The organism is Rhizobium sp. 9140, assembly GCF_900067135.1.
Classification (GTDB): Bacteria; Pseudomonadota; Alphaproteobacteria; order Rhizobiales; family Rhizobiaceae; genus Ferranicluibacter.
Map to the genome: position 1 here is coordinate 2,637,758 of NZ_FJUR01000001.1, position 25,530 is coordinate 2,663,287.

A 25,530-nucleotide genomic window follows, 5' to 3' on the forward strand; every position below is an offset into this window, starting at 1 on the left:
CCCCTTCATATCAGAAGGAGAAGATGCTGTGAAAATAGTTTCTAATGTATGAGCAATGTGCTCCAGACATCCCCTTAAAACGGGATGGAGAAGGACATGCCGCTTTCCTTGCAGGAATCGAACGTCGTCCAGTTGTCCAGCGCGTCACCGCCGTGCCCCGTCACCGTGAAGCTCGCCGGTGACGATGCGTGTTTCTCTATGAACACGCCCATGAACGGCACCCCTTTTCGGCCGGAAACCGCAGTGCCGCAGGCCCAGGTGATCGGCGTGCCCTTGTAAGGCCGCCGGCTGGCCATCAGGCCTGTGATCCGGGATTTCCCGAACAGACGCAACTCCCGCCCCACGCTCTTTTCCACCAGAGCGCGTTGCTCCGCGGAGAGTCTCACATTGCCGGTATTTCCGGACGTTGCGCCCACAGGCGAGGGTTTTACGACCTTTTCCCAGCCCTCGAAAGGCGCGCCGAATGTGGCGCAGGTGGCATAGGCGGAATAGACCGTGTTTCGGTTCGTGCCGATTTTCAGCATCCACCGGGCCGGATGGTTTTTTCTGAGGGCGGTCGCCATGAAGGGCCTGCGCACGCCGCCGGTGGTCACATAGCCGCAGGCACCCCATCCATCCGATAGCGAGAAACCTTTGAGGGCCTGGACGGGCGCGTACAGGGTTCGCTCCAGAGCCTGGACCAGCGCCGGCTCCAGCGTCACGGCTTTTCCCGCGCCAGTCCGTCCGCAACAGGAACGAACAACAGAATGCCTGCGATCACGAAGGTCCTGATCATGGTATGGATCCCTTTTCCGGAACGGTTCGACGCAGTCAGAATTGCTTATTCGAATATACGGATCAACAAGGATCCGCACGTCGATGTTCCCTTCTTGGTCGCCCGGCTCTTTTCTTCTTCGGAGACTCTCTCCATATTTCCGCCATGGCCAGATCCCCGAAGAAAACAGCTGCTTCCCCGCGTGAAACATCCGGGTTCGAAGAAGCGGCACAGGCGCCGTTCGAAGGCGCCCCTCTTTCCAGCCCCTTGGCAGGTTCCGTCGCCGACTGGGTGAAACAGCTCGAAGCCGAGGCCGAGGCGGCCTCGCACGAGACCCGCCGCGATGTCGCCTCGAAGGCCGGCAAACACCGCAAGCAGGTCGAGATCGCCGCCGCCAAGGCGAAGGCGAAGCCGGTCGAGCCTGCGCTCAAATCCTCGAAATCCGCGCGCGGCACCTCCATGGGCGCCGCCAGCGATCCGAAGTCGCGCGCCGCCGCCGGCCTGCCCGCCGTGTCCGGCATGGATATCTCGCTGGAGGACTCCGCCACGCTGGCCCCCGGCGCCGTCACCGCCACGGTTGATGCGCTGGCGAGCCTGATCGAGAGCGGCAACCCGCTGTTCAAGGACGGCAAGATGTGGACGCCGCACCGTCCCGCGCGCCCGTCCAAGTCCGAAGGCGGCATCAGCATCGAGATGGTCAGCGAATACCAGCCGGCCGGCGACCAGCCCACCGCCATCAAGGACCTCGTGGAAGGCCTCAACAATGGCGAGCGCAGCCAGGTCCTCCTCGGCGTCACCGGCTCGGGCAAGACCTTCACCATGGCCAAGGTGATCGAGGCCACCCAGCGCCCCGCCGTCATCCTTGCGCCCAACAAGACGCTGGCCGCCCAGCTCTATTCGGAGTTCAAGAACTTCTTCCCCAACAATGCGGTGGAGTATTTCGTCTCCTATTACGACTACTACCAGCCGGAAGCCTATGTGCCGCGCTCGGATACGTTCATCGAGAAGGAAAGCTCGATCAACGAGCAGATCGACCGCATGCGCCACTCCGCCACGCGCTCGCTGCTGGAGCGCGACGACGTCATCATCGTCGCCTCCGTCTCCTGCATCTACGGTATCGGCTCGGTCGAGACCTACACCGCCATGGCATTCCAGATGTCGGTCGGCGACCGTCTCGACCAGCGCCAGCTGCTCGCCGATCTCGTCGCCCAGCAATACAAGCGCCGCGACATGGATTTCCAGCGCGGCAGTTTTCGCGTGCGCGGCGACACGATCGAACTCTTTCCCGCCCACCTGGAGGATGCCGCATGGCGCATCTCCATGTTCGGCGACGAGATCGACGCCATCACCGAATTTGACCCGCTGACCGGCAACAAGACCGGCGACCTCCGATCGGTCAAGATCTACGCCAACAGCCACTATGTCACCCCGCGCCCGACGCTGAACGCCGCCATCAAGTCGATCAAGGAGGAGCTGAAACTTCGCCTCGCGGAACTCGAAAAGGCCGGCCGCCTGCTGGAAGCCCAGCGGCTGGAGCAGCGCACGCGCTACGACATCGAGATGCTGGAGGCCACCGGCTCCTGCGCCGGCATCGAGAACTATTCGCGTTACCTCACCGGCCGCCGCCCCGGCGAGCCGCCGCCGACCCTGTTCGAATATATCCCCGACAACGCCCTCCTGTTCATCGACGAGAGCCACGTCTCCGTCAGCCAGATCGGCGGCATGTACCGGGGCGACTTTCGGCGAAAGGCGACGCTGGCCGAATACGGCTTCCGCCTGCCCTCCTGCATGGACAATCGCCCGCTCCGCTTCGAGGAATGGGACGCCATGCGCCCCGATACCGTCGCCGTCTCCGCCACCCCGGCCGCCTGGGAAATGGAGCAGGCCGGCGGCGTCTTCGCCGAGCAGGTCATCCGCCCCACGGGCCTCATCGACCCCCCCGTCGAGGTGCGCCCGGCCAAAAGCCAGGTGGACGACGTGCTGGGCGAAATCCGCGAGACCGCTGCCAAGGGCTACCGCACGCTCTGCACCGTGCTGACCAAGCGCATGGCCGAGGACCTCACCGAATACCTGCACGAGCAGGGCATCCGCGTCCGCTACATGCACTCCGACATCGACACGCTGGAGCGCATCGAGATCATCCGCGATCTGCGTCTCGGCGCGTTCGACGTGCTGGTGGGCATCAACCTGCTGCGCGAAGGTCTCGACATTCCCGAATGCGGCTTCGTCGCCATTCTCGATGCCGACAAGGAAGGTTTTCTCCGCTCGGAAACCTCGCTGGTCCAGACCATCGGCCGCGCCGCGCGAAACGTCGATGGCAAGGTCGTGCTCTATGCCGACAAGGTCACCGGCTCCATGCAGCGCGCCATGGACGAAACCGCCCGCCGCCGCGAAAAGCAGATGGCCTATAACGAGGCCCACGGCATCACCCCGGAGTCCGTCAAGGCCAAGATCTCCGACATTCTCGACTCGGTCTACGAGCGCGACCACGTCCGCGCCGACATTGCCGGCGCCTCCGGCAAGGGCTTGGCCTCCGGCGGACACATGGTCGGCAACAACCTCGCCGCCCATCTCGAAGCGCTCGAAAAACAGATGCGCAACGCCGCCACCGACCTCGACTTCGAAACCGCTGCCCGCCTCCGCGACGAAATCAAACGCCTCAAAGCCACCGAGCTGGCAACGATGGACGACCCGATGGCCCGGCAGGAGGCGAGGAGCGCCGAAGGCGCGACCGGGAAGGCAGGAAACCCGGCCAAGGCACAGGAAGGTTTCGTCAGCAAGGCCGACCAGAAGAGCGCCAAGGCAAGAGACGCGGCGAAGGCGCAGGAAGTCGCCACCAACAAGCCGAAAACCGCGCGGAATGCAGATGAGGAAGCGGAAAGCGCCGAAGGCGCCCTCCCTTCTCCCCGCCCGCGGGGAGAAGGTGCCCGCAGGGCGGATGAGGGGCAGCCACAACCCGCCCCCTCCCTCTTCCGCCGGAACACCCTCGACAACATGGGTCCCGGCACCGACACCGAACGCCCCCTCTTCCGCCGCAACGACCTCGACGAAATGACCGTCGGCCGCACCGAAAAACCCGTCCCCGGCGCCCTGCCGGTCAAACCCGACGCCGCAAAGGCCACGAAACGCTTTTCACCGCTGACGGAAGGCTTGCCGGAACAAGGCAAGGACGACCCGCGCCCGCTGGTCCGGGCGAAGGCGGGCGTCGGGAGCTATGAGGATGCGGGGGATGTGAAGCGGCAGAAGGGCCGGACGAAGGGGAAGACGGGACGGCCGGGGCGGTAGTGGAGTTAAAGCTAGCATTGCCTAAAATGCACTCGCATTGCTTTACCGAATGCAATAGCGATCATAGTTTTTGTCATGCGCCTATAACGTTTTGTCTGCATACTAAACTTAGGATTTAGTTTAATAAATACTTTATTAGAACGACGCACATACCGAATGAATGTCCAACTCCTAACCCCGACATCTTGTGCGATAGTCACATCTCTCAGGATTCTAGTCTCAAGCTCAAGAAACGGGTAATTTTGATTTAGCCACAGCTTACCTTTCCCGCGATACTGCTTAACAAAACGCGAGGCGTGTCCGTATGAACGTCTCTTCATTCGACGCCAAGCGTTAGACATTGTTTTATTCCGCAATCTGACTGATGTCCCATCGAACTCAAAGCCGAGATATTCAAGGCCGTTGGCTGATGAAGTTCCGAATAAGCGCGCAAAATTTACCGTTCCATTAGAGCGCGAGAACTTAGTCACAGACGTCTTTTTATCCTGTATCTTTAATTTTCGTCCGTACTTTCGGATGGTTTTTTGAAGAAAAATTCTCCCTTCGGAATAACGACGACACGAGTTTTTAGGTAAAACGATAATTATATCGTCAGAATATCTACGATACAGTCCGCCACTTTTAGAAACAAAATCAGCTATCTCTTTGTCAAAATCGATGAGATAGAAATTTGCGACTAGATCAGATATCGGGGTCCCCTGAGGAATACCGAAATCGAAACTATTCTTTTGAATGAGGCTCGGTAATCCCGATCGACCAGAAACGAAGCTTTTGAAATCTGATGGAGTACAGATCTGCTTAAATCTATCAGCTTTAAGTTGATCAATCTTTCTTCGGCGACGCTCTTGTCTTGTGCCGGATACAATCATAGAATTCAATTTCAAACGGTCGAATAGCTGATCCAAGTCGACAACTGAGTAAGCAGTCAGACTTTTAAATATCGCCAAGTGATCAGGAGGTAATTTTGAGCCTAGCAGGCGCTCCCATACCTGCAAAATTTTATTGTGCTCAAGGCTTTCAAAATATGATTTTATGTCAACAACCGTGACATAACAGTCACCAATGTCATTTATAAAGTCAAATACCTCGAAGGCAAAATTAATATTAGATTTACTGCCACCAGTCGCATTAGTTAATTCTCTATACGCTATAACATTATCTTGAAGACCTTCAACGTATAACTTATCTTCATATAGTTTAGACAACAAAACACGGTAACGAGCATAAATGGCTGCATCAACCCGAGATGCGTAACGAAGAGGCCGAGTTTTCTTCTTTCGCTCACCATTGCTGCGAAACTTCACCCACTCCTCGTTAAATCGTAAGCGCAATTTTCGATGCACCTTGACGGCTGCGGCAGCGCTGAACCGCCGTCACACCGATTTTGATATCCAGCTCTATTACGCCGCAGTGGTCGTGGCGTAGTTGAACGGCAGCAGGTCGTCGATTTCGGCCGCTTCGTCCCGCTGCGGCAACTCAGTGAGCACATAGCGCAGCCAGGTGAGTGGGTCGACGCCACATGCGCGGCAAGTCAGCATCAAACTGTAGACCACTGCGCTGGCCTTGGCTCCGTCAGCGGTGTCGCTGAACAGCCACGATTTTCTTCCTGTCGCAAAGACCCTGATGTCACGCTCCAGAATGTTGTTATCGATCGGCATCCTGCCGTCGGTGATATAGCGCGTCAGATAATCCCATTGGTTGAGGGTGTAGGACACTGCATCGCCGAGCTTTGTATCAGGCATAATCTTCGGCGCGATGTTGTCAAGCCATGCCTTTAGAGCGTTCAGGACCGGCAAGCTGTGCTGTTGCCGGAAACGGCGAATGCAATCGGCCTGCGTTTCATCGGCGTCGGGCTTTTTGTCTCGCGCCTGTTTTTCGATCCGGTAGAGCTGCTCGAAGAACCGGAGTGCCTGTTCCGGCGGTCCGCCTCCATTCTTTCTGGTTTTGAGTGCCTCGACAAAGCGCCGCCGGGAATGAGCCATGCATCCGACATGGGTGGCATCATCGAAGGTGCGCCAGGCTGTGTAGCCATCCGTCATGAGTATGCCGCGGTATTTGCCAAGGAAGGTTTGTGGGTGAATCTGACCGCGGCCGGGCTGGTAGTCGAGAAGCACGATCGGCTCGTCACTGTCCTCGCCGCTGCGATAAGCCCACATATACGATGTGCTGGTGGCTTCCTTATTCTTTTCCTTGAGGACCTGAACGGTCGTCTCATCACCGTGAATGAGAGGCTGCGACCTGAGCCGCAATCTCAGCGCATCATAGATGCGGTGAAGATGCTTCTCGCTCGAGCCGATCACCCAGTGAGCGAGAGCGCCTCGGCTGATCGGAACGCCGGCACGCTCGAATGTCTGAGCCACGCGGTAGAGCGGCGTGCCATCGACGTATTTGTGGACGAGCGCGAAAGCCAGTGTCGAGGCGGTGGCGATGCTGCCCGGCAGGGGCTGCGTCGGCATCGGAGCGATCACGACAGGCGTATTGATCCCGGTGCGGTCGCAATGGCGGCAGGCATACTTGAACCGCACGTTCTGCAGGACTTTTGCCTTGACCTCGATATGGAGCTGCTCGGTGACGGCCTCGCCCATGCGATGCATTTGACTGTCGCAGCAAGGGCAAGCTTTCTGATCGTCGGCAAGGTCATATTCGACACGCTCGCGTGGCAAATCTTCCGGTAGAGGCCTTCTGCCACGCTTCTTTCCCGTTGTGCTTTGGACCACCGGCAAGCCTGTATCCGGGAGATCGGCGGCCGCGTCGCCATAATCAGGATCATCCTCGTCCGCGGCCTCTTCGGCCTCGTTGAAGATGCGATCAATGTGCTTTTCGCTGCGGGGGGCAAAACGATGGAGCCTTGCAAGCGCCAGTTCTTCTTCAAGCTTGACGACCCGCTGCGAGAGGGCCTCCTTCTCGGCTTTGAGCGCAGCAATTTCGGCGGCGTTGGCCGCCAAATGCGCCATCAGCTCTGCAACGCTCAGTTCGCCGGTTCGGGTCATCCCAGTTTTGAATCTGAGCCGTGCTGCCGCGTCAATAGCTCAATTCGCCACCTTTAGCCGGCGATCTGATACTGCCGCACGGGATGGCGGATCATCGCATCGATATCGATCCCGTCGAGGATCCAGTGCAGTTGCTCGGTCGTCAGTGTGACCACCGTCACCTCTCGGCGCGGCCATCGGAACTTGTCTTCGGTCAACCGCTTCAGGATGAGCACGAAGCCCGAGCGATCGAAGAATAGCAGCTTCACCCGGTCACGCCGGCGGTTGCAGAAGGCAAACACTGCAGGAGCAAACGGGTCCAGCGCCATCGTCTCCTGGACCAGGACCGCAAGGCTGTTGATGCCGGCCCGGAAGTCGATCGGTTCGCGATGCAGATAGACTTGAAGATCAGCGCCAAGCTTAAACATGACCCAGAGCTCCGATGATTGCCGTCAATGCGTTGAGATCGCGGCACTCCAGCGTCAATCTCACACCATTCGGCAATGATACACTCACCTTCGCTGGAGAGGTCAGCGGGTCGCTCCTCTCCGTCGTCGGCAATCGCTCTTCGCGATCCGTGGCAGGCATCTCAATGTCGAACTCGCTGCTCGGGGCGGCAATCTGAACTGGAATAAACGCAGATGTCGAAGACGGCGATAATGGATGTGCCGGGGTATGTTTCCTGATCCATTTCCAAACGAGGTTCGCGTTGACCCCGTGTTCTCGCGCCAGTTTCGATACTGATGCGCCGGGTTCAAGGCAGGCCGCAACAAGGCGATCTTTCGAACCTTGATCGAAGCGCCGTCTTCCATTCCGACCAACCAGCCGCACAGCAAGTTTTTGACCTTCACCCATACTTGGTGTCCACCTTTTTTAAGTGGACACCTCATGCCAAAGCTCACTCAATTACAGAAGGTGCGGAGAAATTCGCGCTTACGTTAAATCTTAACAAGGGAAAAAAGGTGTGCTTCGACACAGCGTCCGGATCGTTAGCAAGCGCCACAACATTTTTGATCGGTACTTTTCGATCAAAATGGAGATATTTTTTTATGTCTTTATCTCTGGGAACCCAATCGTAGGATTGAGTGGAGGCAATAACACCAGTTGGCATGGTATAGTTATTGCCTCCGCCATTTATCATGGCTTTCGCCACTATCGTCCAAGTTCAACGATGTGTGCTATACTGTAGTATCGCGAATCGTGACGGCAGCTGCCGGCATGATGAAGACGCGACAGTCGCTACAACGAACCGCAGGAATAATCCAGATGATCGTAGAGCTATTAACCGCCTGTCCAATTGACAGTCTAAACACGAGACTCACGCGTTACCGTGATCCGGGACACTGACTGCGGAGGCCAACAATCCCAACCATAGATGTTGAGTTTACTGCTTCCGTAGTTTCAGGCTTGCCGTCTGGGAACCCCCATAAACGTATAATGGCGATTCCAATACGTTGATTCAAGAGAGAACCGTCTAAGTTAAGTGAAATAACGCTCACAACAAAATTCCACTTATCCATATACTCGATTTGCGCGCCCCGGAACAACCCACCCCCACCCCCGTTCTCTCCCGAGCCCAAACCTCAGGAGCGCCCCATGCCCGCACTCGCAGACACCTTCATCTCCGCCCTCCACCACCTCGAATCCGACCACGATACCGACACCATCGCCAGCCTGTTTACCGACGATGCCAGCCTGTCCAATCCGCTGGTGTCCTATGACGATGGCGGGGTGGATGCGGCGAAGACGTTCTGGTCGCATTATCGCGATGCTTTCGATGATATCGCCTCGGAGTTCCGCGCCGTGACGGATACGGATGGCGTTGCCTTTCTCGAATGGCGCAGCCGCGGTTCGATCGATGGCGAGGCTTTTGACTATGGCGGCGTCAGCGTTCTGGAGGTGGCGGATGGCAAGATCGCCGCGTTTCGCACCTATTTCGACAGCGCCCAGATCCCCCGCGCCCATTCCACCGGCGGCAAAGGGTCCGGTCGCGGCGGGAAACCGGAGATCGCAGTGACGGGGAAAAACAACGGCGAGGACGATCTGGAGACCGCCCAGCGCGAAGCCGCCGAGCAGCGCGCCAAGGGCGGCTACAGCTGATCCCGACTGTTCGAAAATCTGTTTGAAAACAAGGAGGCAGGCCGGAAACGGTTCTGCCTCCTTTTCGTGTCCGCCGTCCGCATCGGCCTGATCAAGCGAAGCCGAAACGCGCACATCCCCCATTTTTGCACGCGCCGTTTTCCCCGCCGCCCGGACCCGCCCCCATACTGGCCCCGTTCCGCTCTCGGATACACCGGCAGGCGTGCCGGCGAGGCGGAGCCGGCTGTGGGGTGTGAGGAACGACGTGCGCCTCCCGCATCACGGTCCGCAACACGGCCTCCCCCCGAAACGGCAGCGCCTCGCGCAAGCGAGGATGCAAATGGGTTCGGGTTTGCCTTCGCGGCATGCAACGCCATCCTGTCCTGCCCCTCCGGGCGGTCGGGAGACCGGCAGAGAGGCATTTGCGGGCATAAACCGCCGAACGGGGCGCCGGAAGGTGTCATTCCTTTACCTATCAACGCGGCAGCTTCCAGCGCCCCGTCCGAAATTCCGGCCCGACAGCCGGTCCAGCATCGATGCGCCAGACCACGCGGCAAAACCGCCTGCGTGAAGGAGACCGCATGTCCAGACGAGACCCGACATCCCCCGGCATCGCGCCGGCCAGCGCTCGACCGGCTGAGCCAGAACCGCCAGAGGCTTTACCGCCCATCCGGCCCTCACCCCCGAACCCCGCCTGCGCGGTCGCGGACATGCTGCTCGCGCCGGCCTTCCTCTGCCACCGCGCCCGCTGCCGCCGTCACCGCGCCTGCAGCCTGCCCGGCGCGACCGAGCCCGACCCGGACATTCCCCTCTGGCAGTCCGAAACCTGCTTTCCCCGCTGCATCATGGAAGCAAAGACCGGATTTCGCGGGGAATTCCTTCTGATCCTCGCCTTGCTGATGCACATCGAAAAGCTTCTGGAACCGGGCCTGCTGAAAACCTGGAGCGGCAATATCGACACCGAGGACACCGGCGACCAGATTCGCGCCGCCCTCACCCTCGCCGCCCGCCGCCTGCCCCGGGGAGATCCCTTGTTGGCGGAGTTTCGGGCTTTCTGGCGGGAAGATGAGAAGCGGGAGTAGGGAGTAGTGAGCAGTGAGCAGTGAGCAGTGAGCAGTGAGCAGTGAATAGGGAATAGGGAATAGGGAATAGGGACGAAATCAAGCACGAAGACAAAACGGAATCGCGCGGCCAACCCCAAGTCTTCTCCCCCCTTGTGGGGGAGATAGCCGGCAGGCCAGAGAGGGCCTTCCTTCCTAATCCCTACTTACTACTTACTACTTACTACTCACTACTCACTACTCACTACTCACCAACTTCACTCAGCAGCCTCGTCCCGCAACACCTCCAGCTCATACCGATAGCCTTCCAGCATCAGATAGGCCTGCTCGATCACCTCGATCTGCCCCTCCGCGCTGCGGATCGCCTCGGCGATGGATTGCGAGCGCGCTCGCAGCATCGACCCTAGCACATCCGCCTCGGGGCGGCGTCCCAGCCGGTCCATGTGCTGGCGAACGCGGGTGCGGTGGCGCTCCAGTTCGAGAATATGGAAGCGGCTCTTGACGATATCGTCGGACAGGCGGCGGCGCATGGCGGCCACCGGGTCGAAACTGCCGGGCTCGCGCTCGTCCAGGATCACCTCGTTGACCAGCATTTCGATCACCAGCAGCCCCTTCAGGTCGCGCGGGTCGGCGAGCTGCGGGTCGTAGCCGGTATCGTCGAAGATCTTGCGGCGCACGGGGTCGCGCAGCAGGTCGTAGGCCGCCTGCAGCTTGCCAAAAGCCTCCACATCGCCGCCCTGGTCGGGATGCGCCGTCTTCGCCAGCTGGCGATAGGCCGTCTTGATCGCGGCCTCGTCGGCGTCGCGCTCCACGCCCAGCATCGCATAGGGATCGATCACCTTGCCCCCAATCCTCTCGCCGCACCGGCCATGGCGCCGGCCCTACAGTGTCGGCCACCCTTGCAGTACCCGCCCCGGCCGCCGGCATCAACCCTTGGCAGGCTCAGACGGCCCGCTGTGCACCGCTTGCGGACACTCCGCCATGCATCCGACGAAAATGTGGAGGCCCGGCCTTTTTCTCTCATCTGTCCCCATCCGGACCCGCTTGCCAAGGCGCGTATTTGCTGGCAGAAATATACCGTTCGGGCTGTTCATCCCGGAGACTGGACTGATGTGGTTGTGCCGCTCGGCGGCGTTCCGGTGGAGAGATCCGCTGTGGACACGGCCGAACGGCAGCATGGGGCGGATGGCCGGCAAGGCCTTGCGGCTCCCATGGGCGTAGACGTTCTTTGCTCCCGTACGTGACATCCAGACGGCGTGTCCTGTTTCGACACGCATGACCGCCCGCCTCCCCGGTCTCGGGGGTGCGGTTACCACTTCAAGGGAAGACCAGAGGACATCCCCCATGGCCACCAAAGGCATCGTAAAATTCTTCAACCAGGACAAGGGTTTTGGTTTCATCACTCCGGACGGCGGCGCGAAGGACGTATTCGTCCACATCTCCGCTCTCCAGGCCGCCGGCCTCCAGACGCTGAAGGACGGCCAGCAGGTCACCTTCGACACCGAGCCGGATCGCATGGGCAAAGGCCCCAAGGCCGTCAACATCAGCGCTGCATAATCTGCCGCTGACGACATCCGGAAACGGCGCCCCAGTGGCGCCGTTTCTGTTTGCGCCGGCCGGCCCACCTGCCCGGCATGCATCTGTCGAAAAAATCCCCACCATCCTCTCCCCGCTCGGCACGGGCGGGCTACAGTGAGCGTCTGAGGTTCGGGAAACGCCGATACCGGTCCTCTACCGCTCTTTGAACAAGCCCGTCTTTACCCGCGCCGTCCCGCATTACTCAGCCGCCTCGCGGTCTCCGGCAACCGAGAGCACCGCGGCAAAGGCGGCGGCGATCACCTCCGGCCCGGCGCCGGCCCGTGTCGCATCGGCCGAAAGGATCTGCCGAAACCGCCGCGCCCCCGGCCAGCCCTGAAACAGCCCGACCATGTGCCGCGTCACATGCACCAGCCGCCCGCCGCTGGCGATATGCCCCGCCGCATAGGCCATCATCGCATCCCGAACGCCGCACCAGAAGTCCGGGGAGCGCCGATGCCCCGCCTCGATAAAATCACCCGGATCGACAGCCACGGGCGCAGCACCCGTCAGAGGATGCGGAAAAGCGCCATCCACGCCCGTCAGCATCGCGCTATCATGGTAGGCCGCCCGGCCAAGCATCACGCCGTCGAGAGCAAGAGGAACGTCGGCATGACGAAGCTGGAGCAAGGCATCACCCAGCGTGTGAAGCCCGCCATTGATGCCGATGAAAAGGTCGGGATTCTCCGCCTTGATCCGGTGCACCAGCCCATAGTCGAGCGGCGGAATGTCGCGATTCTCCTTGGGCGAAAGCCCCTGCAGCCAGGCCTTGCGCGCATGCACCCACACGCCGTCGACGCCGGCCGCCCGCACGCGGTCGAGCAGCGCCCGCAGCGCGATCTCCGGGTCCTGGTCATCGACGCCGATCCGGCATTTCACCGTCACGGGCACCGAAACCGCCGCCTTCATCGCCGCCACGCAGTCCGCCACCACCTCCGGCTCCCGCATCAGGCAGGCGCCGAACGTACCGGATTGCACCCGGTCGGACGGGCAGCCGACATTCATGTTGATCTCGCTATAGCCGAACCCCACCCCGATCCGCGCCGCTTCCGCCAGCTTCCCCGGATCGTTGCCCCCCAACTGCAACGCCACCGGCGTCTCCGCGACCGAGCACCGCAACAACCGCTCCCGATCCCCCCGCAACACCGCATCGGCGACGATCATCTCGGTATAGAGCAGCGCATGCGCCGACAGCTGGCGCGCGAAATAGCGATAATGGCGGTCCGTCCAGTCGATCATCGGTGCGACGGCGAACACCGGCGGCGCAAACATGCGGGCCTGCGCGGTCTCGGAAGCGTTCTCAATGTCCGTCATGGTGCCGTCTCGTCATCTCGAAGAATCGCCGGGCGGAAAACGCCCGCGGGGCGCAAGGGCCACAGGTCGCCCGAACCTGCCGCCCTTCCAATACCCCTCAGCGCGCACTGCGCCAAGAGCCGACATCCCGACGGCCGCAACATCGCCGGTCGCCGAAAAAGAAAAAAGCCTGCCGCGGGAGGAGGTGCGGCAGGCTTTATGAAAGGATCCAAGGGTCGGGAGGAGGTGACCCGGATCTCTCGAAGCACCCGGGAGGAGGATGAGTGCTTCGGTGGATTCAAGATAATATTGCATTGCAGCAAAAACAAGATCAGCAATGAGATTTTCTGCCGCTGCTCGGGTCAGCCCTTTGTCAGATTGCGGCAAACACATTTTCCATCGAGCAAAACGCTATCGCCAGTACCGCGATACCAGCGTCTCCCGGCGATGTCCGGTGCCCAGCAGATAACCGGCGACAAATGCCGCAGCTCCGACCAGCAGCAGCACGGACCCGGCCGCTGCCCGGTGATCCTGCGCCGAGGCGACGACGGCACCGGCCTCGCGCTGAACGGCGGCGGTTGCGCGCTTTACATTCGCGGCCACGGTCGTTTTGTCTTCCAGTTCGCCGGTAAATCCTGCCTTGATGTCAGACATTTCGCTGCTCCGAAGTTGAGTGAGGTATCCCTTAAGAAAAGGGCAGAGAAGATTTTTGTTCCGCAGCGCCGAAAGAAACTTCGTTTCTAAGGCATTCTGTTTTCGCAGTGCAGCATATCGGGGCAAAATTTGCTTTGCATGTCAGTCTTATTTTCGATTTTGCGAAATTTTCTCTGGTTGCATCGGATCGTTTCTGGCAAGCTCTTCGTGAGGTGCCTCATAAAAACCCGCTTCACGGCTGCAAATGCCTGAGTCGGAAAACACGTCGCAAAAGATGGATCGCAAATAAGAGGCAAAGGGAGAACGTCATGGTCGAGGAAAATCTGTATCGTATTGTCGAAGTGAGCGTGAAACGTGGCACGGACCGGCGCGATGTCGGCATCATGACGGTGCGCCAGGCGCTGGCCCTCCCGGATGTGCCGAGCCTGGAATATACCGATCCGGACCGCAAGACTCGCAGTGGCGGCCCCTTCATCACCCGCGCCCAGCTTCAGGCCTACGCCTGCCGCTGAGGGGAACGACAGCGCCTGCCGGCAAGGTTCGCTTGCTGCGACACGCAGGATGATGCGAAAAATCCGGAGCGACCGGCCTCACCTCACGCTCCCACACCACGAAATCTCCGCACCGTCTTCCCCGCCGCCTCTCGCGGGTGCTATCCTGCCGCTGTCATCACCAGCATCCGGATTGCCATGAACACCGTCATTCCCGCCCCCGCCCCCGTCATTCTGCCCGTTCGCGGCAGCGACGCCGGGTTTCCCGTTCGTCGCGTCTATTGCGTCGGCCGCAACTATGCTGCCCATGCGATCGAGATGGGGCATGATCCCTCACGCGAACCGCCCTTTTTCTTCCAGAAGAACCCGGAAAATCTCGTGCTGCCGGCGACCGGTTTCCCCTACCCTGCGCAGTCCAGCGACGTGCACCACGAGGTCGAACTTGTCGTCGCGCTGAAGGCGGGCGGCACGAATATCGATCCGGCCACCGCGATGGACTGCGTCTGGGGCTACGGCGTCGGCATTGATTTCACGCGGCGCGATCTTCAGGCCGAGGCAAAGACCAAAGGCCACCCCTGGGCAGCGGCCAAGGCGTTCGAACATTCTGGACCCGTCTCCCCGCTTGTCGCTGCGGAAGGTTGCCCCGCTCCCGCCAGCGGCCGCATCCAGTTGAGCGTCAATGGCGAGACGCGGCAGGATGGCGACCTCGCGCAGATGACGTGGAAGATCCCGGAGATCATTGCGGAACTTTCGAAGCTCTTCACGCTCGCCGCCGGCGATATCATCCTCACCGGCACGCCCGCCGGCGTCAGCGCCGTCAACCGGGGCGATGTCGTCACCTGCAGCGTCGAAGGTTTTGGCGATCTCACCGTTACCATCGTCTGACATTTCCAGCGCGCGGGGCCTCCCCGCGCGTCAGTTTCCCTGCCCGAATCACCGGAGCCACCATGCCCCTCTACGCCCTCGGCACACGCCGTCCCACCTGCCCGCCCGCGGATCGCTACTGGATCGCGCCGGATGCGCATGTCATGGGGGATGTCGTGATCGGCGAGGATGTCGGCATCTGGTTCGGCGCGGTGCTGCGCGGCGATAACGAGCCGATCCAGGTCGGCGCGCGCACCAATATTCAGGAGGGCGCCGTCGTCCATGTCGATGCCGGCTTCCCGGTCACCATCGGTCAAGGCTGCACCATCGGCCACCGCGCCATCGTCCACGGCTGCACCATCGGCGACAACAGCCTTATCGGCATGGGCGCAACCATTCTCAACGGCGCCGTCATCGGCCGGAACTGCCTCGTCGGCGCCAATGCACTCGTTACCGAAGGCAAGGTGTTTCCCGACAATTCTCTCATCGTCGGCGCCCCGGCCCGTGTCCTGCGCATACTGGATGACGCAGCAATTGCCGGCCTGCGCGCCTCGGCCGACAACTACGTCCGCAACTGGCAGACTTTCGCCGCTGAACTCACACCGATCGAAGAGGAATGAGCAATCGCTCTCAGGCCGTGCAATTTCCGCAATGCCCGCGCATCTCGATCGTCGTCTTTTCAGTCCTGAACTGCTGCTTGCTCGCGAGCAGAGCCAGCCGGTCCTCGATCTCGGGATCGCTGATCTCGCTCACCTGCCCGCAATCCTCGCAGATCGCAAACGCGATCACGGCCTTGTCAGGCCCGTGATCATGCGGATGGGTGCAGGCGACGAAGGCGTTGAGGCTCTCCAGCCGGTGAACGATGCCGAATTCGGTCAGCTTCTCCAGCGCCCGGTAGACCTGCAGCGGCGCCCGAAACCCGTGGTCGCGCAGCTTGTCGAGGATCGTATAGGCGCTGAGCGGCGCCTCGGCATGGGTCAGCGTTTCCAGAACGAGCGCCTGGTTGCGGGTCAGCTTGCGTGGCTCCATCAGTGATGTCCTCCCGGCGGTGAAAACGGCGTACCGTCCGGCCCGCGCCGGCCGATCGGCAACAGGCTGAGGACGAAGATGACGACGGCGGCGACCACGATGGACGGGCCGGACGGCGTATCGAAATGCAGTGAGCCGAACAACCCGCCGACCACCGCCACCGCACCGATCAGCGAGGCGAACACCGCCATGATCTCGGGCGAGGCCGAAAAGCGGCGGGCCGTGGCGGCGGGAATGATCAGCAGCGAGGTGATCAGCAGAATGCCGACGATCTTCATGGCGATGGCGATGACGAGCGCCATCAGGAGCATGAAGAACAGCCGCGACCGCTCCGGATGCAGGCCCTCGGCCTCCGCGATCTCCGGATTGACGGTTGCGGCGAGCAGCGGCCGCCACAGCATGACCAGAGCCATCAGCACGAGAATGCCCCCGCCCCAGACGATGTCGATATCGGCCTCTGATACGGCGAGAATATCGCCGAACAGGAACCCGACGAGGTCGATCCGCACCCAGGTCATGAAGGCGACGATGACGAGGCCGATCGACAGCGAGGAATGCGAGAGAATCCCGAGCAGCGCATCGGTCGAAAGCCCGCCGCGCTTCTGCAGTGCCAGCAGCAGCAGCGACACCATCGCCGCGACGATGAACACGCTGACCATCAGGTTCAGGTCGAGCAGCAGGGAGAGCGCGACACCGAGCAGCGCGGAATGCGCCATGGTGTCGCCGAAATAGGCCATGCGGCGCCAGACCACGAAGCAGCCGAGCGGCCCGACGGTCATGGCCAGACCGACGCCGGCAATGAGGGCGCGGATGAAGAAATCGTCAAGCACGGTCGCGCTTCCCCGGTTCGAGCCGCTTCAGGCGGATCTGGCTGTGGCCGCATCCGCAGGTATCGTCATGCACGTGGTCCTGAACGGCCGTATCATCCCCGTGATGGTCGTCCCTGTGATGGCCGTCATCCGGATGGCAATGGTCCGTCAGGCTTCCGTCCGCATGCAGGACGCGGCCGTCGGGCAGATGGGTGTGATCATGATCGTGATTGTAGACAGCAAGAGTTTGTGCAGCCTTCACGCCGAACAGGCGCTGATATTCGGGACTCTGGCTCACCGCCTGCGGCGTACCGCGGCAGCAGACATGCCCGTTGAGGCAGATCACCGTATCCGTTTCCGCCATCACGACATGCAGGTCGTGCGAAATCAGCAGAATGCCGCAGCCGGTCCGGTTGCGAATGGTCTTGATCAGATCGTAAAGCGCGATCTCGCCGGAGAAATCCACGCCCTGAACCGGCTCGTCCAGCACCAGCAGGTCCGGCCGGCGGGCGATCGCCCGCGCCAACAGCGCCCGCTGGAACTCGCCGCCGGAGAGATGCTGGACCTCGGCCCGCGCCAGATGCAGGATGCCGGTGGACGACAGCGCCTCGGCGATCTCGGCGCTTTTCAGCGGCCCGGTCAGCGTCATCAGACGCTCCACGGTCAGCGGCAGCGTCCAGTCGATGGAAAGTTTCTGCGGGACATAGCCGACCTTCAGGCCGCCGATCTTTTCCACGCGCCCCTCGTCCGGCTTCATCACGCCGATGGCGGTTTTCGCGGTCGTGGATTTTCCCGAGCCGTTCGGCCCGATCAGCGTCACGATCTCGCCACGCGAGACGGAAAAATCGACGCCCCGCACCAGCCACCGCCCGCTCCGGCGAATACCCACCTCCCGCAGCGTCACGAGCGCCTCGTTCGCGGCGCGCGCGGGCGCACCCGTGCGGGATATTGCAGGCGCGGTGTGCGGATGAATGTCGGTTTCGGACATCGGAAATTTCCCGGAGGACCCTGTTGCCAGCGGCTATGCCACACGTTATAGCATAACGCAATTGATGTAATAACATTACATTAAGAATACAAGCCGCCGGCATCCTCCCTGACCCCTGCCGACGTCTTGCCCGAACAAACGGCCCGACCATCCCTTCAACCGCGACGTCTTCGTCGCTCGCGAGATGGTCGGACCCGGCATGAACCCTACAGGAGCTTCTCCATGTCCCCTCGCGCCTCGCTGATCCTCGCCGCCACCGCATTCCTCGCAGCCGGCACGGCCCACGCCCAGACACCCGATGTGGTGGTCTCCATCAAGCCGATCCACTCGCTCGTCGCCTCCATCATGGCCGGCGTCGGCGAGCCGAAGCTGATCGTGGAAGGCGCCGCCTCCCCCCACACCTACAACATGAAGCCGTCCAATGCCTCGGCGCTCCAGAAGGCGAATGTCGTCTTCTGGATGGGCGAAGGCATGGAGCATTTTCTGGAAAAGCCGCTGGAAACGCTGGGCTCCAAGGCCACCATCGTCGCGCTCGAAGAAGCGCCGGGCGTCGAAAAGCTGCCCCAGCGCGAAGGCGGCCCGTTCGAGCCGCATGACGATGGCGACGAGGCCGAGGACGCTCATGGCCATGACGCCGCCGACGCTCATGACGCCAAGCATGCTCATGACGACGGGGAGTTCGACATGCATTCCTGGCTCGATCCGCGCAACGCCAAGGCCATGGCCGCCGAGATCGAAACAGTGCTGGCGAAGGCCGATCCCGAACATGCCGCAACCTACCGCACCAACCGCGAGACCCTCGACGCCCGCATCGACGCCCTGGATCTCGCGATTGCCGCCACGGTCGCCCCGATCAAGGATCGCCCCTTCATCGTCTTCCACGATGCCTACCAGTATTTCGAAAACCGCTACGGCGTCACGGTTGCCGGCTCGATCACCGTTAGCCCGGAGACCGCTCCCGGCGCCCAGCGCCTGAAAGAAATCCACGCCAAGATCGAAACGCTCGGCGCCACCTGCGTCTTCGCCGAGCCCCAGTTCGAGCCGAAGCTGGTCAACGTCGTTCTGGAAGGCACGACGGCCAGATCCGGTACGCTGGACCCCGAAGCCGGCACGCTGACCGCCGGCCCGGACCTCTACTTCCAGCTGATGAACGGCGTCGCCCAGTCACTGGCAAGCTGCCTGTCCCAGCAGGGCTGATGGCCTCGCACAAGGTCGCTTCGCCATCATCCCGGTATCGATGACAGACAGGCGTGATGCTATGACGGGACGATTGGCGAACGCGACCAGAGCTTACGAGAGCGGCGACTACATCGCCGCTCTCACGCTTTTGAGCAGCATGGTCGATGACGGCGCGGATGCCGGCGTGCTGACGCTTCTCGGCCGGACCTTCCAGAAGCTCGGCCTGGAAAAGGACGCGCTTGATCTCTTCGGTCGCGCCGTCGATCTCGATCCGACGCCCGAAGCCTTGGAGCGCGCCGCCGCCTCAGCCGTCGTCGCCGGGGACGATGCACGAGCCTTGCTCTATGGAATGCGGCTCTTCGTGCTCCAGTCCAACAACGCGACTGTCGCGGCGCTCGTCGCCTCAGCCTTCATCCGCTCCGGCGATGCCCAATCAGCGCACCTCGTCCGGGCGGCTCTGGTCGAGAGCGACGACCCCGCCCACATCCATCTCGCCGCAAACCTCTATGCGGGCGAAGACCGCGACCCCGCCGTGCTCACCGTCTTTCGCAAGCTGGCGAACCTGAAGACCGACGATCCCTATGCGCAGGCAACCTATATGGCGATCGCGCGGGACTTTTGCGATTATAAAGCCCTGGCCGATCTGGAAAGCCGGTGGGAGAAGGCCTCCTGGGACACGGCAACCTCGACACCGCCGCTCCTCCAGGGCGAAACGCCCTATGCCAACCTGCTCCATTGCGACAACGAACGCCTGAACCGTCTCGCGACCAACGGCACCCCGACCCGCAACCGCTCGAAACCCACCTTCGCCGCCCGCCCCCGCATGAGCCGGAAACGCAGCACGCAACCGCTGCGGATCGGCTACCTCTCCAGCGACTTCTGGAGCGGCCACGCCACCATGCGCCTGCTGCAGGCCGTCCTCACCCTGCACGACCGCAACCGCTTCGATGTCACGCTCTACTGCCATACGCACGACCAATTCACGACCGCCGAGACCTCTGATCGCACGCGCTGGGGCCGCATCGTCCCCATCCATGCCATGAGCGACGGGCAGGCTGCGCAGACAATCCGCGCCGACGGCATCGACATTCTCGTCGATCTTAAGGGTTCGACCGCCGGCAACCGGAACACCATCCTCAATGAAAACGTGGCGCCCGTGCAGGTGTCCTGGCTCGGCTTTCCCGGCAGCAACACCAACATTGACTGCGATTACGTCATCGGCGACCCGATCGTCACGCCGCCCTCGTCCGCCCCCTTCTACCACGAACGCATCTGCCGCCTTCCCGAAACCTACCAGCCGAACGACCCGTTCCACCGCGCCCTTCCGCCGCCAACGTCCCGCGCCGAACTCGGCCTTCCCGAAGGCCGCTTCGTCTTCGCCGCCTTCAACGTGACCCGGAAGATGACGATCGAGACGATCGACATCTGGGCCGACATCCTTCGCCAGGTACCGGACGCCCTCCTTTGGGTCCTCGTCGATGGCAGTGTCGCACGCGAAAATTTCGCCCGGGCCATGGCGGCGCGGGGCGTTGCGGAAACGCAGATCGTCTTTGCAGGAAAGGCGCATTACGAGAGCCATATCGCCCGGCTGCAGGCCGCCGACCTCGGTCTCGACACCTTTCCCTATAACGGGCACACGACGACATCCGACCAGCTCTGGGCGGGTCTTCCGGTCATCACCCTGCGGGGAAGAAATTTCGCGTCGCGGGTCTCCGAAAGCCTGCTGACGGCGATTGGCCTGCCCGACCTCGTCCTCGCGGACAAACAGGCCTTGATCGATCGCGCGGTCGCCCTCGCAAGGCATCCGGAAGAGATTGGGCACCTCAAGCAGCGGCTGATCGGGAACCGGGACTCCGCGCCCTTGTTCGACGCCGAGCGATTCTGTCTCCACCTCGAAGCCGCCTATGAGAGAATGGCCGAGAGGGCGAGACTGAGGCTGCCGCCGGCATCGTTCGATGTGCCGGCGCTGCCCGAACGGAAGGGGCGTTTTCGTTGAAAGGGAACACCGCAGCCCCGCAAGGAAGCTGCGGCGAACATGGCTTACCGGCTAGAGGCGAGGCCGACGATGACGCCTGTGGCAACGCTGATGAGCAGGAAGTCGTTATCGACCTTGACCCAGCGCTGGCCACGCGGCGGAGCGTTCAGGCGGTAGCGGCGGTAGTCGCGGACCTCGGCGGTGCGGCGGCGCTCGGCAGGCGACAGGCGGTGGCCGCGCGTCCAGCGGTTCTTGCGCACGACCGTCTTTTTGATCGTCGTGGTCGAATGCCGCTCGACCTTCCGGCCCCGGAACCCGTCATTCCGGTCCTGCGGCGCAGCAAAGGCGCCCGGCGCGGCCAAGAAGGATGTGGCGAGAAGGGTGATGATAAAACGCTTCATGAAAGTGTGTCCTTCGTGTTTCGAGACAGCCGGAAACTAGGGCCGCGATGATGAACGGGAGGTGAAGGCGCACATTACATTTCCGTAACTATATCAGCATATTATAAGTCATTCATCATTAAACGCATGAAATTTACAGCTGGCCGCCCGCACAGAGTCTGTCACCCGATCCCTTTAGACGCCGGCCATACCGCATCTTCGACTTTGGTCGCATCCGCGCCAAACCACACTGAAAACAGCCCAAAGCGCTTGAAAGCACGTCCGAAATCGGCACTGTGGCACAAGGAAGGCTGCTGGGGAGAGCAGCCGAGTGAGGGAGATCGACATGACACCATTGCTGGGCCTCAGCCGCCTGATCGACGCGACGACGGAGTTCATCGGCAAGTCCGTGACGTGGCTGATCCTCGTCGCCGTGCTCGTCAGTGCCGGCAACGCGGTCATCCGCAAAGCCTTCAACATGTCTTCGAACGCCTGGCTCGAAGCGCAATGGTACCTCTTCGGCGCCGCCTTCATGCTGGCCGCCGCCTACACGCTGAAGCAGAACGAGCACATCCGCATCGACGTCGTCTACGGCAATTTCTCGCGCCGGGTGCAGCACTGGATCGACCTGCTCGGCCACCTCCTGTTCCTGATGCCCTTCGTGCTCGTGATGATCGTCTATCTCATCCCCTATGTCCGCATGAGCTACGTCTCCGGTGAAATGTCCTCCAGCGCCGGCGGTCTCATCCTCTGGCCGGCAAAGGCCATCCTGCTCGCGGGCTTCATCCTGCTGGCCTTTCAGGGCGTATCCGAGATCGTCAAGAAAATCGCCATCATGCGCGGCATCATCGACGACCCCGCGCCCTATGTGCCGACACATGCGCCGCTCGAAATAGTGCCGTCGACCATCGACCCGGAGGCGCGCCCGTGATCGCGTTCATCGCCGAAAACCTCGCCCCGATCATGTTCCTCTCGCTGATCGTCTTCATGCTGATCGGCTACCCCGTCGCCTTCTCGCTCGCCGCGAACGGCCTGCTGTTCTTCGTCATCGGCGTCGAACTCGCCCCCTATTCCGACAGCATCAACCTGTCCTGGCCGCTGCTCAACGCGCTGCCGGACCGGTTCTGGGGGGTGATGTCGAACGACACACTGCTCGCCATCCCCTTCTTCACCTTCATGGGAATCGTGCTGGAGAAGTCCGGCATGGCGGAGGATCTGCTCGATACGATCGGCCAGCTGTTCGGCCCCGTGCGCGGCGGCCTTGCCTATGCCGTCATCTTCGTGGGCGCGCTGCTCGCCGCCACCACCGGCGTCGTCGCGGCCTCGGTCATCGCCATGGGCCTCATCTCCCTGCCGATCATGCTGCGCTACGGCTACGACCGCAGCGTCGCCTCCGGCGTCATCGCCGCATCCGGCACGCTGGCCCAGATCATCCCGCCCTCGCTCGTCCTCATCGTCCTGGCCGATCAGCTCGGCCGTTCGGTCGGCGACATGTATGCCGGCGCGCTCATCCCCGGCCTCATCCTCACCGGCCTCTACATGGGCTATATCCTGCTGATGTCGTTCATCAAGCGCGATGCGATGCCGGCTTTGCCGCTGGAGGCGCGCACCCTCGGCTCCGGCGTCACCTCGCTCATCGTCGCGCTCGCCGTCGCCTTCGCCTTCGCCTATGCGGCCCACGTCATGCTGTCGCCGACCTACGGGCCGGATGCCGACATTCTCGGCGGCACCTGCGGCGTCGCCTTCATCTATGTCGTCGCCCTCATCGACCGCACGACCAGGCTCAACATGATGTCGCGGCTGGCCCAGCAGGTCATCATCGTCCTCATCCCGCCGCTGGCGCTGATCTTCCTCGTGCTCGGCACGATCTTCCTCGGTATTGCCACGCCGACCGAAGGCGGCGCCATGGGTGCCGTCGGCGCGCTCATCATGGCCGGCGCCAAGGGCCGCCTGTCGATGGAGGTCATCCGCTCGGCGCTGGCCGCCACCACACGCCTGTCGGCCTTCGTGCTCTTCATCCTCATCGGCGCCCGCGTCTTCTCGCTGACCTTCTACGGCGTCAATGGCCATATCTGGGTGGAGCACCTGCTCACGGCCATGCCGGGCGGGGAGACCGGGTTCCTGATTGCGGTCAACGCGCTTGTCTTCTTCCTCGCCTTCTTCCTCGACTTCTTCGAGCTGGCCTTCATCATCGTGCCGCTGCTGGCGCCTGCCGCCGACAAGCTCGGCATCGACCTGATCTGGTTCGGCGTGCTGCTCGGCATCAACATGCAAACGAGCTTCATGCACCCGCCCTTCGGCTTCGCCCTGTTCTACCTGCGTTCGGTCGCCCCGAAGATCCCCTATCTCGACCGCATCACCGGCAAAATGACGCCGCCGGTGACAACCGGCCAGATCTACTGGGGTGCCGTTCCCTTCGTCTGCATCCAGATCATCATGGTGGCGCTGACGATCCTGTTTCCGCAGATGGTCATGCACTATAAGGGTGACGGCGCGGCGGTCGATCCGAACACGATCAAGATCGAGGTTCCCGGCTTCGGCAACAACGGCGGCGGCCTGAGCCTCCCCGGCGGTCTGCAACTGCCCTCCGGAAACCCGCTGGACAGCCCGAAACCCGCCGATCCCTTGAGTGCGCCGCCTCCGATGAACGACCTCAGCGCCCCGCCCTCGTTCAAATAGGGCGGGCAGAAGCAGCGAGCAGCAAAAGAACGGCCGGGTCCATCCCCGGCCTTTTCTCATGTGGTAAAACGACAAACGAAAACCGCCGGAGCCCGTGGTTGAGAACGGGCTCCGGCGGCGGTCTTTGAAACGGTAAAGATCGATCAGAGCTTGCCGTTGCGCTGCTGAATCATCATGAACGTATCGTAATTGTATTCCGCGATCTGCGCATTGAGGTAGAACTCGGAGCGGAACGCCTTGATCGAGCCCCAGATCTTCTTGAAGGCCGGGTTCGTCGCTTCCATGTCGGCATAGACCTTGTTGGAGGCGTCGAAGCAGGCGGACAAAATATCGGCGCTGAACGGGCTGAGCTTCGCGCCCGCCGCCACGAGACGCTTGATCGCGGCCGGGTTCAGGTAGTCGTATTTTTGCAGCATGTTGGCGTCGGCGGCCTGGCAGGCGGTACGCAGCAGCGACTGGTAGGCCTTGGGCAGACCGTCGAAGGCCGTCTTGTTGAACATGGCGTGGACGGTCGGGCCACCTTCCCACCAGCCGGGATAGTAGTAATACGGCGCGACCTTGTAGAAGCCGAGCTTCTCGTCGTCATAGGGGCCGACCCATTCGGCCGCGTCGATCGTGCCCTTTTCGAGCGAGGGATAGATGTCCCCGCCGGCGATCTGCTGCGGCACGACGCCAAGCGACTGCATGACCTTGCCGGCAAAGCCGCCGACGCGCATCTTCAGGCCCTGGAGGTCGGCGACGGTCTTGATTTCCTTGCGGAACCAGCCACCCATCTGCACGCCGGTATTGCCGCCGGGATAGGCGACGAGGCCCTGCGGCGCCAGAAACTCGTTGAACATGTCGATACCGCCGCCGTGATACTGCCAGGCATTGTGGCCACGAGCGTTGAGCGCGAAGGGAACGGCGGCGCCGAGCGCCCAGACCGGGTCCTTGCCCCAGTAATAATAGGAAACCGTGTGGCAGGCCTCCACCGTGCCGGATGCCGCGGCATCGGCCGCCTGCAATCCGGGGACGATTTCACCGGCCGCGAAGACCTGAATCTGAAAATTGCCGTCGGTCGCTTCCGAAACATATTTCGATATGACCTCGGCGCCGCCATAGATCGTGTCGAGCGATTTCGGAAAGGACGACGTCAGCCGCCAGGAGACTTTCGGGGTCGTCTGGGCAATGGCGGGTGCCGCCAGCACGGTTGCAGCGGCGGCTCCGGCGCTACCAATCCCTGCTCGACGAATAAATGAACGACGATCCATGTTCTGTCTCTCCTCCTGTCGCAGTCAGCCGGTAGAATGCCGGTCTGTCCTCCCTGCGGGCGCCCCTTCAGGCGCCTGATCCCAGAAGCGGTTTCCTTGAGGGAACCGCTTTCCCGAGAGGGAGATTACACGCCCCCGTCGCCGTGTCCAGCGGGGGTGGCGACAGGGCAGTTCGACTTTTGCAGCAAAGGGAGACTTGACCGTGAAGACGACAGG

At 61.8% G+C, this 25,530-nt stretch carries 25 protein-coding genes; 11 read left to right on the forward strand and 14 right to left on the reverse strand.

The features are described 5' to 3' along the window. Nucleotides 1-74: 74 nt before the first annotated feature. The gene (locus GA0004734_RS12435) at nt 75-854 is read right to left on the reverse strand and encodes a hypothetical protein (RefSeq protein WP_139056262.1); all 780 of its coding nucleotides are present in this window, start codon (nt 852-854) and stop codon (nt 75-77) included. Nucleotides 855-919: 65 nt separating this feature from the next. On the opposite strand from GA0004734_RS12435, the gene uvrB reads away from it, so the two are divergent. Beyond that, nucleotides 920-4,039, forward strand: a complete 3,120-nt coding sequence (uvrB, locus tag GA0004734_RS12440; RefSeq protein ID WP_092934114.1) for an excinuclease ABC subunit UvrB — start codon at nt 920-922, stop codon at nt 4,037-4,039. A gap of 11 nt (nt 4,040-4,050) precedes the next feature. On the opposite strand, the gene GA0004734_RS12445 is transcribed toward uvrB, so the two are convergent. The 5 genes from GA0004734_RS12445 to GA0004734_RS12465 all read right to left on the reverse strand — a co-directional run bounded on the left by GA0004734_RS12445 (nt 4,051) and on the right by GA0004734_RS12465 (nt 8,161). Continuing rightward, the gene (locus GA0004734_RS12445; protein WP_139056263.1) at nt 4,051-5,343 is read right to left on the reverse strand and encodes a reverse transcriptase domain-containing protein; all 1,293 of its coding nucleotides are present in this window, start codon (nt 5,341-5,343) and stop codon (nt 4,051-4,053) included. A 96-nt stretch (nt 5,344-5,439) separates the two neighbouring features. Next, on the reverse strand, nt 5,440-7,029 hold the full coding sequence (locus GA0004734_RS12450; protein WP_092932082.1) for an IS66 family transposase: 1,590 nt from the start codon (nt 7,027-7,029) through the stop codon (nt 5,440-5,442). A gap of 53 nt (nt 7,030-7,082) precedes the next feature. Beyond that, nucleotides 7,083-7,436, reverse strand: a complete 354-nt coding sequence (gene tnpB / locus GA0004734_RS12455; RefSeq protein WP_060716621.1) for an IS66 family insertion sequence element accessory protein TnpB — start codon at nt 7,434-7,436, stop codon at nt 7,083-7,085. Further along, nucleotides 7,429-7,863, reverse strand: coding sequence for an IS66-like element accessory protein TnpA (locus tag GA0004734_RS12460; protein WP_092932084.1), 435 nt, complete (start codon nt 7,861-7,863; stop codon nt 7,429-7,431). Before GA0004734_RS12460 ends, tnpB begins: the two co-directional genes overlap by 8 nt. 43 nt (nt 7,864-7,906) lie before the next feature. Beyond that, nucleotides 7,907-8,161 (reverse strand): hypothetical protein, encoded by a 255-nt coding sequence (locus tag GA0004734_RS12465; RefSeq protein ID WP_139056264.1) that lies wholly within the window; start codon nt 8,159-8,161, stop codon nt 7,907-7,909. A 443-nt stretch (nt 8,162-8,604) separates the two neighbouring features. Here GA0004734_RS12465 and GA0004734_RS12470 point away from each other — a divergent pair, with 443 nt between their 5' ends. Together GA0004734_RS12470 and GA0004734_RS12475 are read left to right on the forward strand one after the other, a co-directional pair. Then, nucleotides 8,605-9,108 carry a nuclear transport factor 2 family protein gene (locus GA0004734_RS12470; protein WP_092934118.1) on the forward strand — a complete coding sequence of 168 codons (504 nt, stop codon included), beginning with the start codon at nt 8,605-8,607 and terminating at the stop codon, nt 9,106-9,108. A gap of 689 nt (nt 9,109-9,797) precedes the next feature. Then, on the forward strand, nt 9,798-10,169 hold the full coding sequence (locus GA0004734_RS12475) for a hypothetical protein (RefSeq protein WP_092934120.1): 372 nt from the start codon (nt 9,798-9,800) through the stop codon (nt 10,167-10,169). 236 nt (nt 10,170-10,405) lie between these two features. Here GA0004734_RS12475 and GA0004734_RS12480 read toward each other — a convergent pair whose 3' ends face one another. After that, nucleotides 10,406-10,969, reverse strand: coding sequence for a J domain-containing protein (locus tag GA0004734_RS12480; RefSeq protein ID WP_092936269.1), 564 nt, complete (start codon nt 10,967-10,969; stop codon nt 10,406-10,408). A 523-nt stretch (nt 10,970-11,492) separates the two neighbouring features. Between GA0004734_RS12480 and GA0004734_RS12485 the strand changes: the two genes are divergently transcribed. Beyond that, nucleotides 11,493-11,705, forward strand: a complete 213-nt coding sequence (locus tag GA0004734_RS12485) for a cold-shock protein (RefSeq protein WP_092934122.1) — start codon at nt 11,493-11,495, stop codon at nt 11,703-11,705. Between the two features lie 219 nt (nt 11,706-11,924). Here GA0004734_RS12485 and dusA read toward each other — a convergent pair whose 3' ends face one another. Next, nucleotides 11,925-13,037, reverse strand: a complete 1,113-nt coding sequence (gene dusA / locus GA0004734_RS12490) for a tRNA dihydrouridine(20/20a) synthase DusA (protein WP_092934124.1) — start codon at nt 13,035-13,037, stop codon at nt 11,925-11,927. Between the two features lie 390 nt (nt 13,038-13,427). Then, nucleotides 13,428-13,670 carry a hypothetical protein gene (locus GA0004734_RS12495; protein ID WP_092934126.1) on the reverse strand — a complete coding sequence of 81 codons (243 nt, stop codon included), beginning with the start codon at nt 13,668-13,670 and terminating at the stop codon, nt 13,428-13,430. A 308-nt stretch (nt 13,671-13,978) separates the two neighbouring features. Between GA0004734_RS12495 and GA0004734_RS12500 the strand changes: the two genes are divergently transcribed. The 3 genes from GA0004734_RS12500 (at nt 13,979) to GA0004734_RS12510 (ending at nt 15,645) form a co-directional block, all read left to right on the forward strand. Then, on the forward strand, nt 13,979-14,182 hold the full coding sequence (locus tag GA0004734_RS12500; protein WP_092934128.1) for a hypothetical protein: 204 nt from the start codon (nt 13,979-13,981) through the stop codon (nt 14,180-14,182). Between the two features lie 177 nt (nt 14,183-14,359). Then, complete coding sequence (locus tag GA0004734_RS12505) at nt 14,360-15,046, forward strand: fumarylacetoacetate hydrolase family protein (protein ID WP_092934130.1); 687 nt, start codon at nt 14,360-14,362, stop codon at nt 15,044-15,046. Nucleotides 15,047-15,108: 62 nt separating this feature from the next. After that, entirely contained in the window at nt 15,109-15,645 is a 537-nt protein-coding gene (locus GA0004734_RS12510) for a gamma carbonic anhydrase family protein (RefSeq protein WP_092934132.1), read from the forward strand. 10 nt (nt 15,646-15,655) lie between these two features. Here the strand turns inward: GA0004734_RS12510 and GA0004734_RS12515 are convergent, their stop codons facing one another. The 3 genes from GA0004734_RS12515 to GA0004734_RS12525 are packed head-to-tail and all read right to left on the reverse strand — an operon-like array spanning nt 15,656 to nt 17,851. Continuing rightward, nucleotides 15,656-16,054 (reverse strand): Fur family transcriptional regulator, encoded by a 399-nt coding sequence (locus GA0004734_RS12515; RefSeq protein ID WP_092934134.1) that lies wholly within the window; start codon nt 16,052-16,054, stop codon nt 15,656-15,658. Continuing rightward, complete coding sequence (locus tag GA0004734_RS12520) at nt 16,054-16,884, reverse strand: iron chelate uptake ABC transporter family permease subunit (protein ID WP_092934136.1); 831 nt, start codon at nt 16,882-16,884, stop codon at nt 16,054-16,056. Before GA0004734_RS12520 ends, GA0004734_RS12515 begins: the two co-directional genes overlap by 1 nt. Then, nucleotides 16,877-17,851, reverse strand: a complete 975-nt coding sequence (locus GA0004734_RS12525) for an ATP-binding cassette domain-containing protein (protein WP_092934138.1) — start codon at nt 17,849-17,851, stop codon at nt 16,877-16,879. Before GA0004734_RS12525 ends, GA0004734_RS12520 begins: the two co-directional genes overlap by 8 nt. Nucleotides 17,852-18,073: 222 nt before the next feature. On the opposite strand from GA0004734_RS12525, the gene znuA reads away from it, so the two are divergent. Both znuA and GA0004734_RS12535 read left to right on the forward strand, forming a co-directional pair. After that, entirely contained in the window at nt 18,074-19,048 is a 975-nt protein-coding gene (gene znuA / locus GA0004734_RS12530; RefSeq protein ID WP_092934140.1) for a zinc ABC transporter substrate-binding protein ZnuA, read from the forward strand. 61 nt (nt 19,049-19,109) lie between these two features. Next, nucleotides 19,110-21,026: an O-linked N-acetylglucosamine transferase, SPINDLY family protein gene (locus tag GA0004734_RS12535; protein ID WP_175386338.1), complete on the forward strand. Its 1,917-nt coding sequence runs from the start codon at nt 19,110-19,112 to the stop codon at nt 21,024-21,026. A gap of 44 nt (nt 21,027-21,070) precedes the next feature. On the opposite strand, the gene GA0004734_RS12540 is transcribed toward GA0004734_RS12535, so the two are convergent. Continuing rightward, the gene (locus GA0004734_RS12540; RefSeq protein WP_092934144.1) at nt 21,071-21,406 is read right to left on the reverse strand and encodes an RcnB family protein; all 336 of its coding nucleotides are present in this window, start codon (nt 21,404-21,406) and stop codon (nt 21,071-21,073) included. 325 nt (nt 21,407-21,731) lie between these two features. On the opposite strand from GA0004734_RS12540, the gene GA0004734_RS12545 reads away from it, so the two are divergent. Together GA0004734_RS12545 and GA0004734_RS12550 are read left to right on the forward strand one after the other, a co-directional pair. Beyond that, nucleotides 21,732-22,316 (forward strand): TRAP transporter small permease subunit, encoded by a 585-nt coding sequence (locus tag GA0004734_RS12545; protein WP_092934146.1) that lies wholly within the window; start codon nt 21,732-21,734, stop codon nt 22,314-22,316. Beyond that, a complete protein-coding gene (locus GA0004734_RS12550; RefSeq protein WP_092934148.1) occupies nt 22,313-24,064 on the forward strand; it encodes a TRAP transporter large permease in 1,752 nt (583 codons plus the stop codon). The genes GA0004734_RS12545 and GA0004734_RS12550 overlap by 4 nt, the downstream gene beginning before the upstream one ends. A gap of 143 nt (nt 24,065-24,207) precedes the next feature. On the opposite strand, the gene GA0004734_RS12555 is transcribed toward GA0004734_RS12550, so the two are convergent. Further along, the gene (locus GA0004734_RS12555) at nt 24,208-25,314 is read right to left on the reverse strand and encodes a TRAP transporter substrate-binding protein (protein ID WP_092934149.1); all 1,107 of its coding nucleotides are present in this window, start codon (nt 25,312-25,314) and stop codon (nt 24,208-24,210) included. Between the last annotated feature and the right edge of the window lie 216 nt (nt 25,315-25,530).

What these genes read in the sequence shown, in the direction of transcription:
- uvrB (WP_092934114.1), top strand. Translation starts at nt 920, where the DNA reads ATGGCCAGATCCCCGAAGAAAACAGCTGCTTCCCCGCGTGAAACATCC.
- GA0004734_RS12450 (WP_092932082.1), bottom strand. Translation starts at nt 7,029, where the DNA reads ATGACCCGAACCGGCGAACTGAGCGTTGCAGAGCTGATGGCGCATTTG.
- tnpB (WP_060716621.1), bottom strand. Translation starts at nt 7,436, where the DNA reads ATGTTTAAGCTTGGCGCTGATCTTCAAGTCTATCTGCATCGCGAACCG.
- GA0004734_RS12460 (WP_092932084.1), bottom strand. Translation starts at nt 7,863, where the DNA reads ATGGGTGAAGGTCAAAAACTTGCTGTGCGGCTGGTTGGTCGGAATGGA.
- GA0004734_RS12470 (WP_092934118.1), top strand. Translation starts at nt 8,605, where the DNA reads ATGCCCGCACTCGCAGACACCTTCATCTCCGCCCTCCACCACCTCGAA.
- GA0004734_RS12475 (WP_092934120.1), top strand. Translation starts at nt 9,798, where the DNA reads ATGCTGCTCGCGCCGGCCTTCCTCTGCCACCGCGCCCGCTGCCGCCGT.
- GA0004734_RS12480 (WP_092936269.1), bottom strand. Translation starts at nt 10,969, where the DNA reads ATGCTGGGCGTGGAGCGCGACGCCGACGAGGCCGCGATCAAGACGGCC.
- GA0004734_RS12485 (WP_092934122.1), top strand. Translation starts at nt 11,493, where the DNA reads ATGGCCACCAAAGGCATCGTAAAATTCTTCAACCAGGACAAGGGTTTT.
- dusA (WP_092934124.1), bottom strand. Translation starts at nt 13,037, where the DNA reads ATGACGGACATTGAGAACGCTTCCGAGACCGCGCAGGCCCGCATGTTT.
- GA0004734_RS12495 (WP_092934126.1), bottom strand. Translation starts at nt 13,670, where the DNA reads ATGTCTGACATCAAGGCAGGATTTACCGGCGAACTGGAAGACAAAACG.
- GA0004734_RS12500 (WP_092934128.1), top strand. Translation starts at nt 13,979, where the DNA reads ATGGTCGAGGAAAATCTGTATCGTATTGTCGAAGTGAGCGTGAAACGT.
- GA0004734_RS12505 (WP_092934130.1), top strand. Translation starts at nt 14,360, where the DNA reads ATGAACACCGTCATTCCCGCCCCCGCCCCCGTCATTCTGCCCGTTCGC.
- GA0004734_RS12510 (WP_092934132.1), top strand. Translation starts at nt 15,109, where the DNA reads ATGCCCCTCTACGCCCTCGGCACACGCCGTCCCACCTGCCCGCCCGCG.
- GA0004734_RS12515 (WP_092934134.1), bottom strand. Translation starts at nt 16,054, where the DNA reads ATGGAGCCACGCAAGCTGACCCGCAACCAGGCGCTCGTTCTGGAAACG.
- GA0004734_RS12525 (WP_092934138.1), bottom strand. Translation starts at nt 17,851, where the DNA reads ATGTCCGAAACCGACATTCATCCGCACACCGCGCCTGCAATATCCCGC.
- znuA (WP_092934140.1), top strand. Translation starts at nt 18,074, where the DNA reads ATGTCCCCTCGCGCCTCGCTGATCCTCGCCGCCACCGCATTCCTCGCA.
- GA0004734_RS12535 (WP_175386338.1), top strand. Translation starts at nt 19,110, where the DNA reads ATGACGGGACGATTGGCGAACGCGACCAGAGCTTACGAGAGCGGCGAC.
- GA0004734_RS12540 (WP_092934144.1), bottom strand. Translation starts at nt 21,406, where the DNA reads ATGAAGCGTTTTATCATCACCCTTCTCGCCACATCCTTCTTGGCCGCG.
- GA0004734_RS12545 (WP_092934146.1), top strand. Translation starts at nt 21,732, where the DNA reads ATGACACCATTGCTGGGCCTCAGCCGCCTGATCGACGCGACGACGGAG.
- GA0004734_RS12555 (WP_092934149.1), bottom strand. Translation starts at nt 25,314, where the DNA reads ATGGATCGTCGTTCATTTATTCGTCGAGCAGGGATTGGTAGCGCCGGA.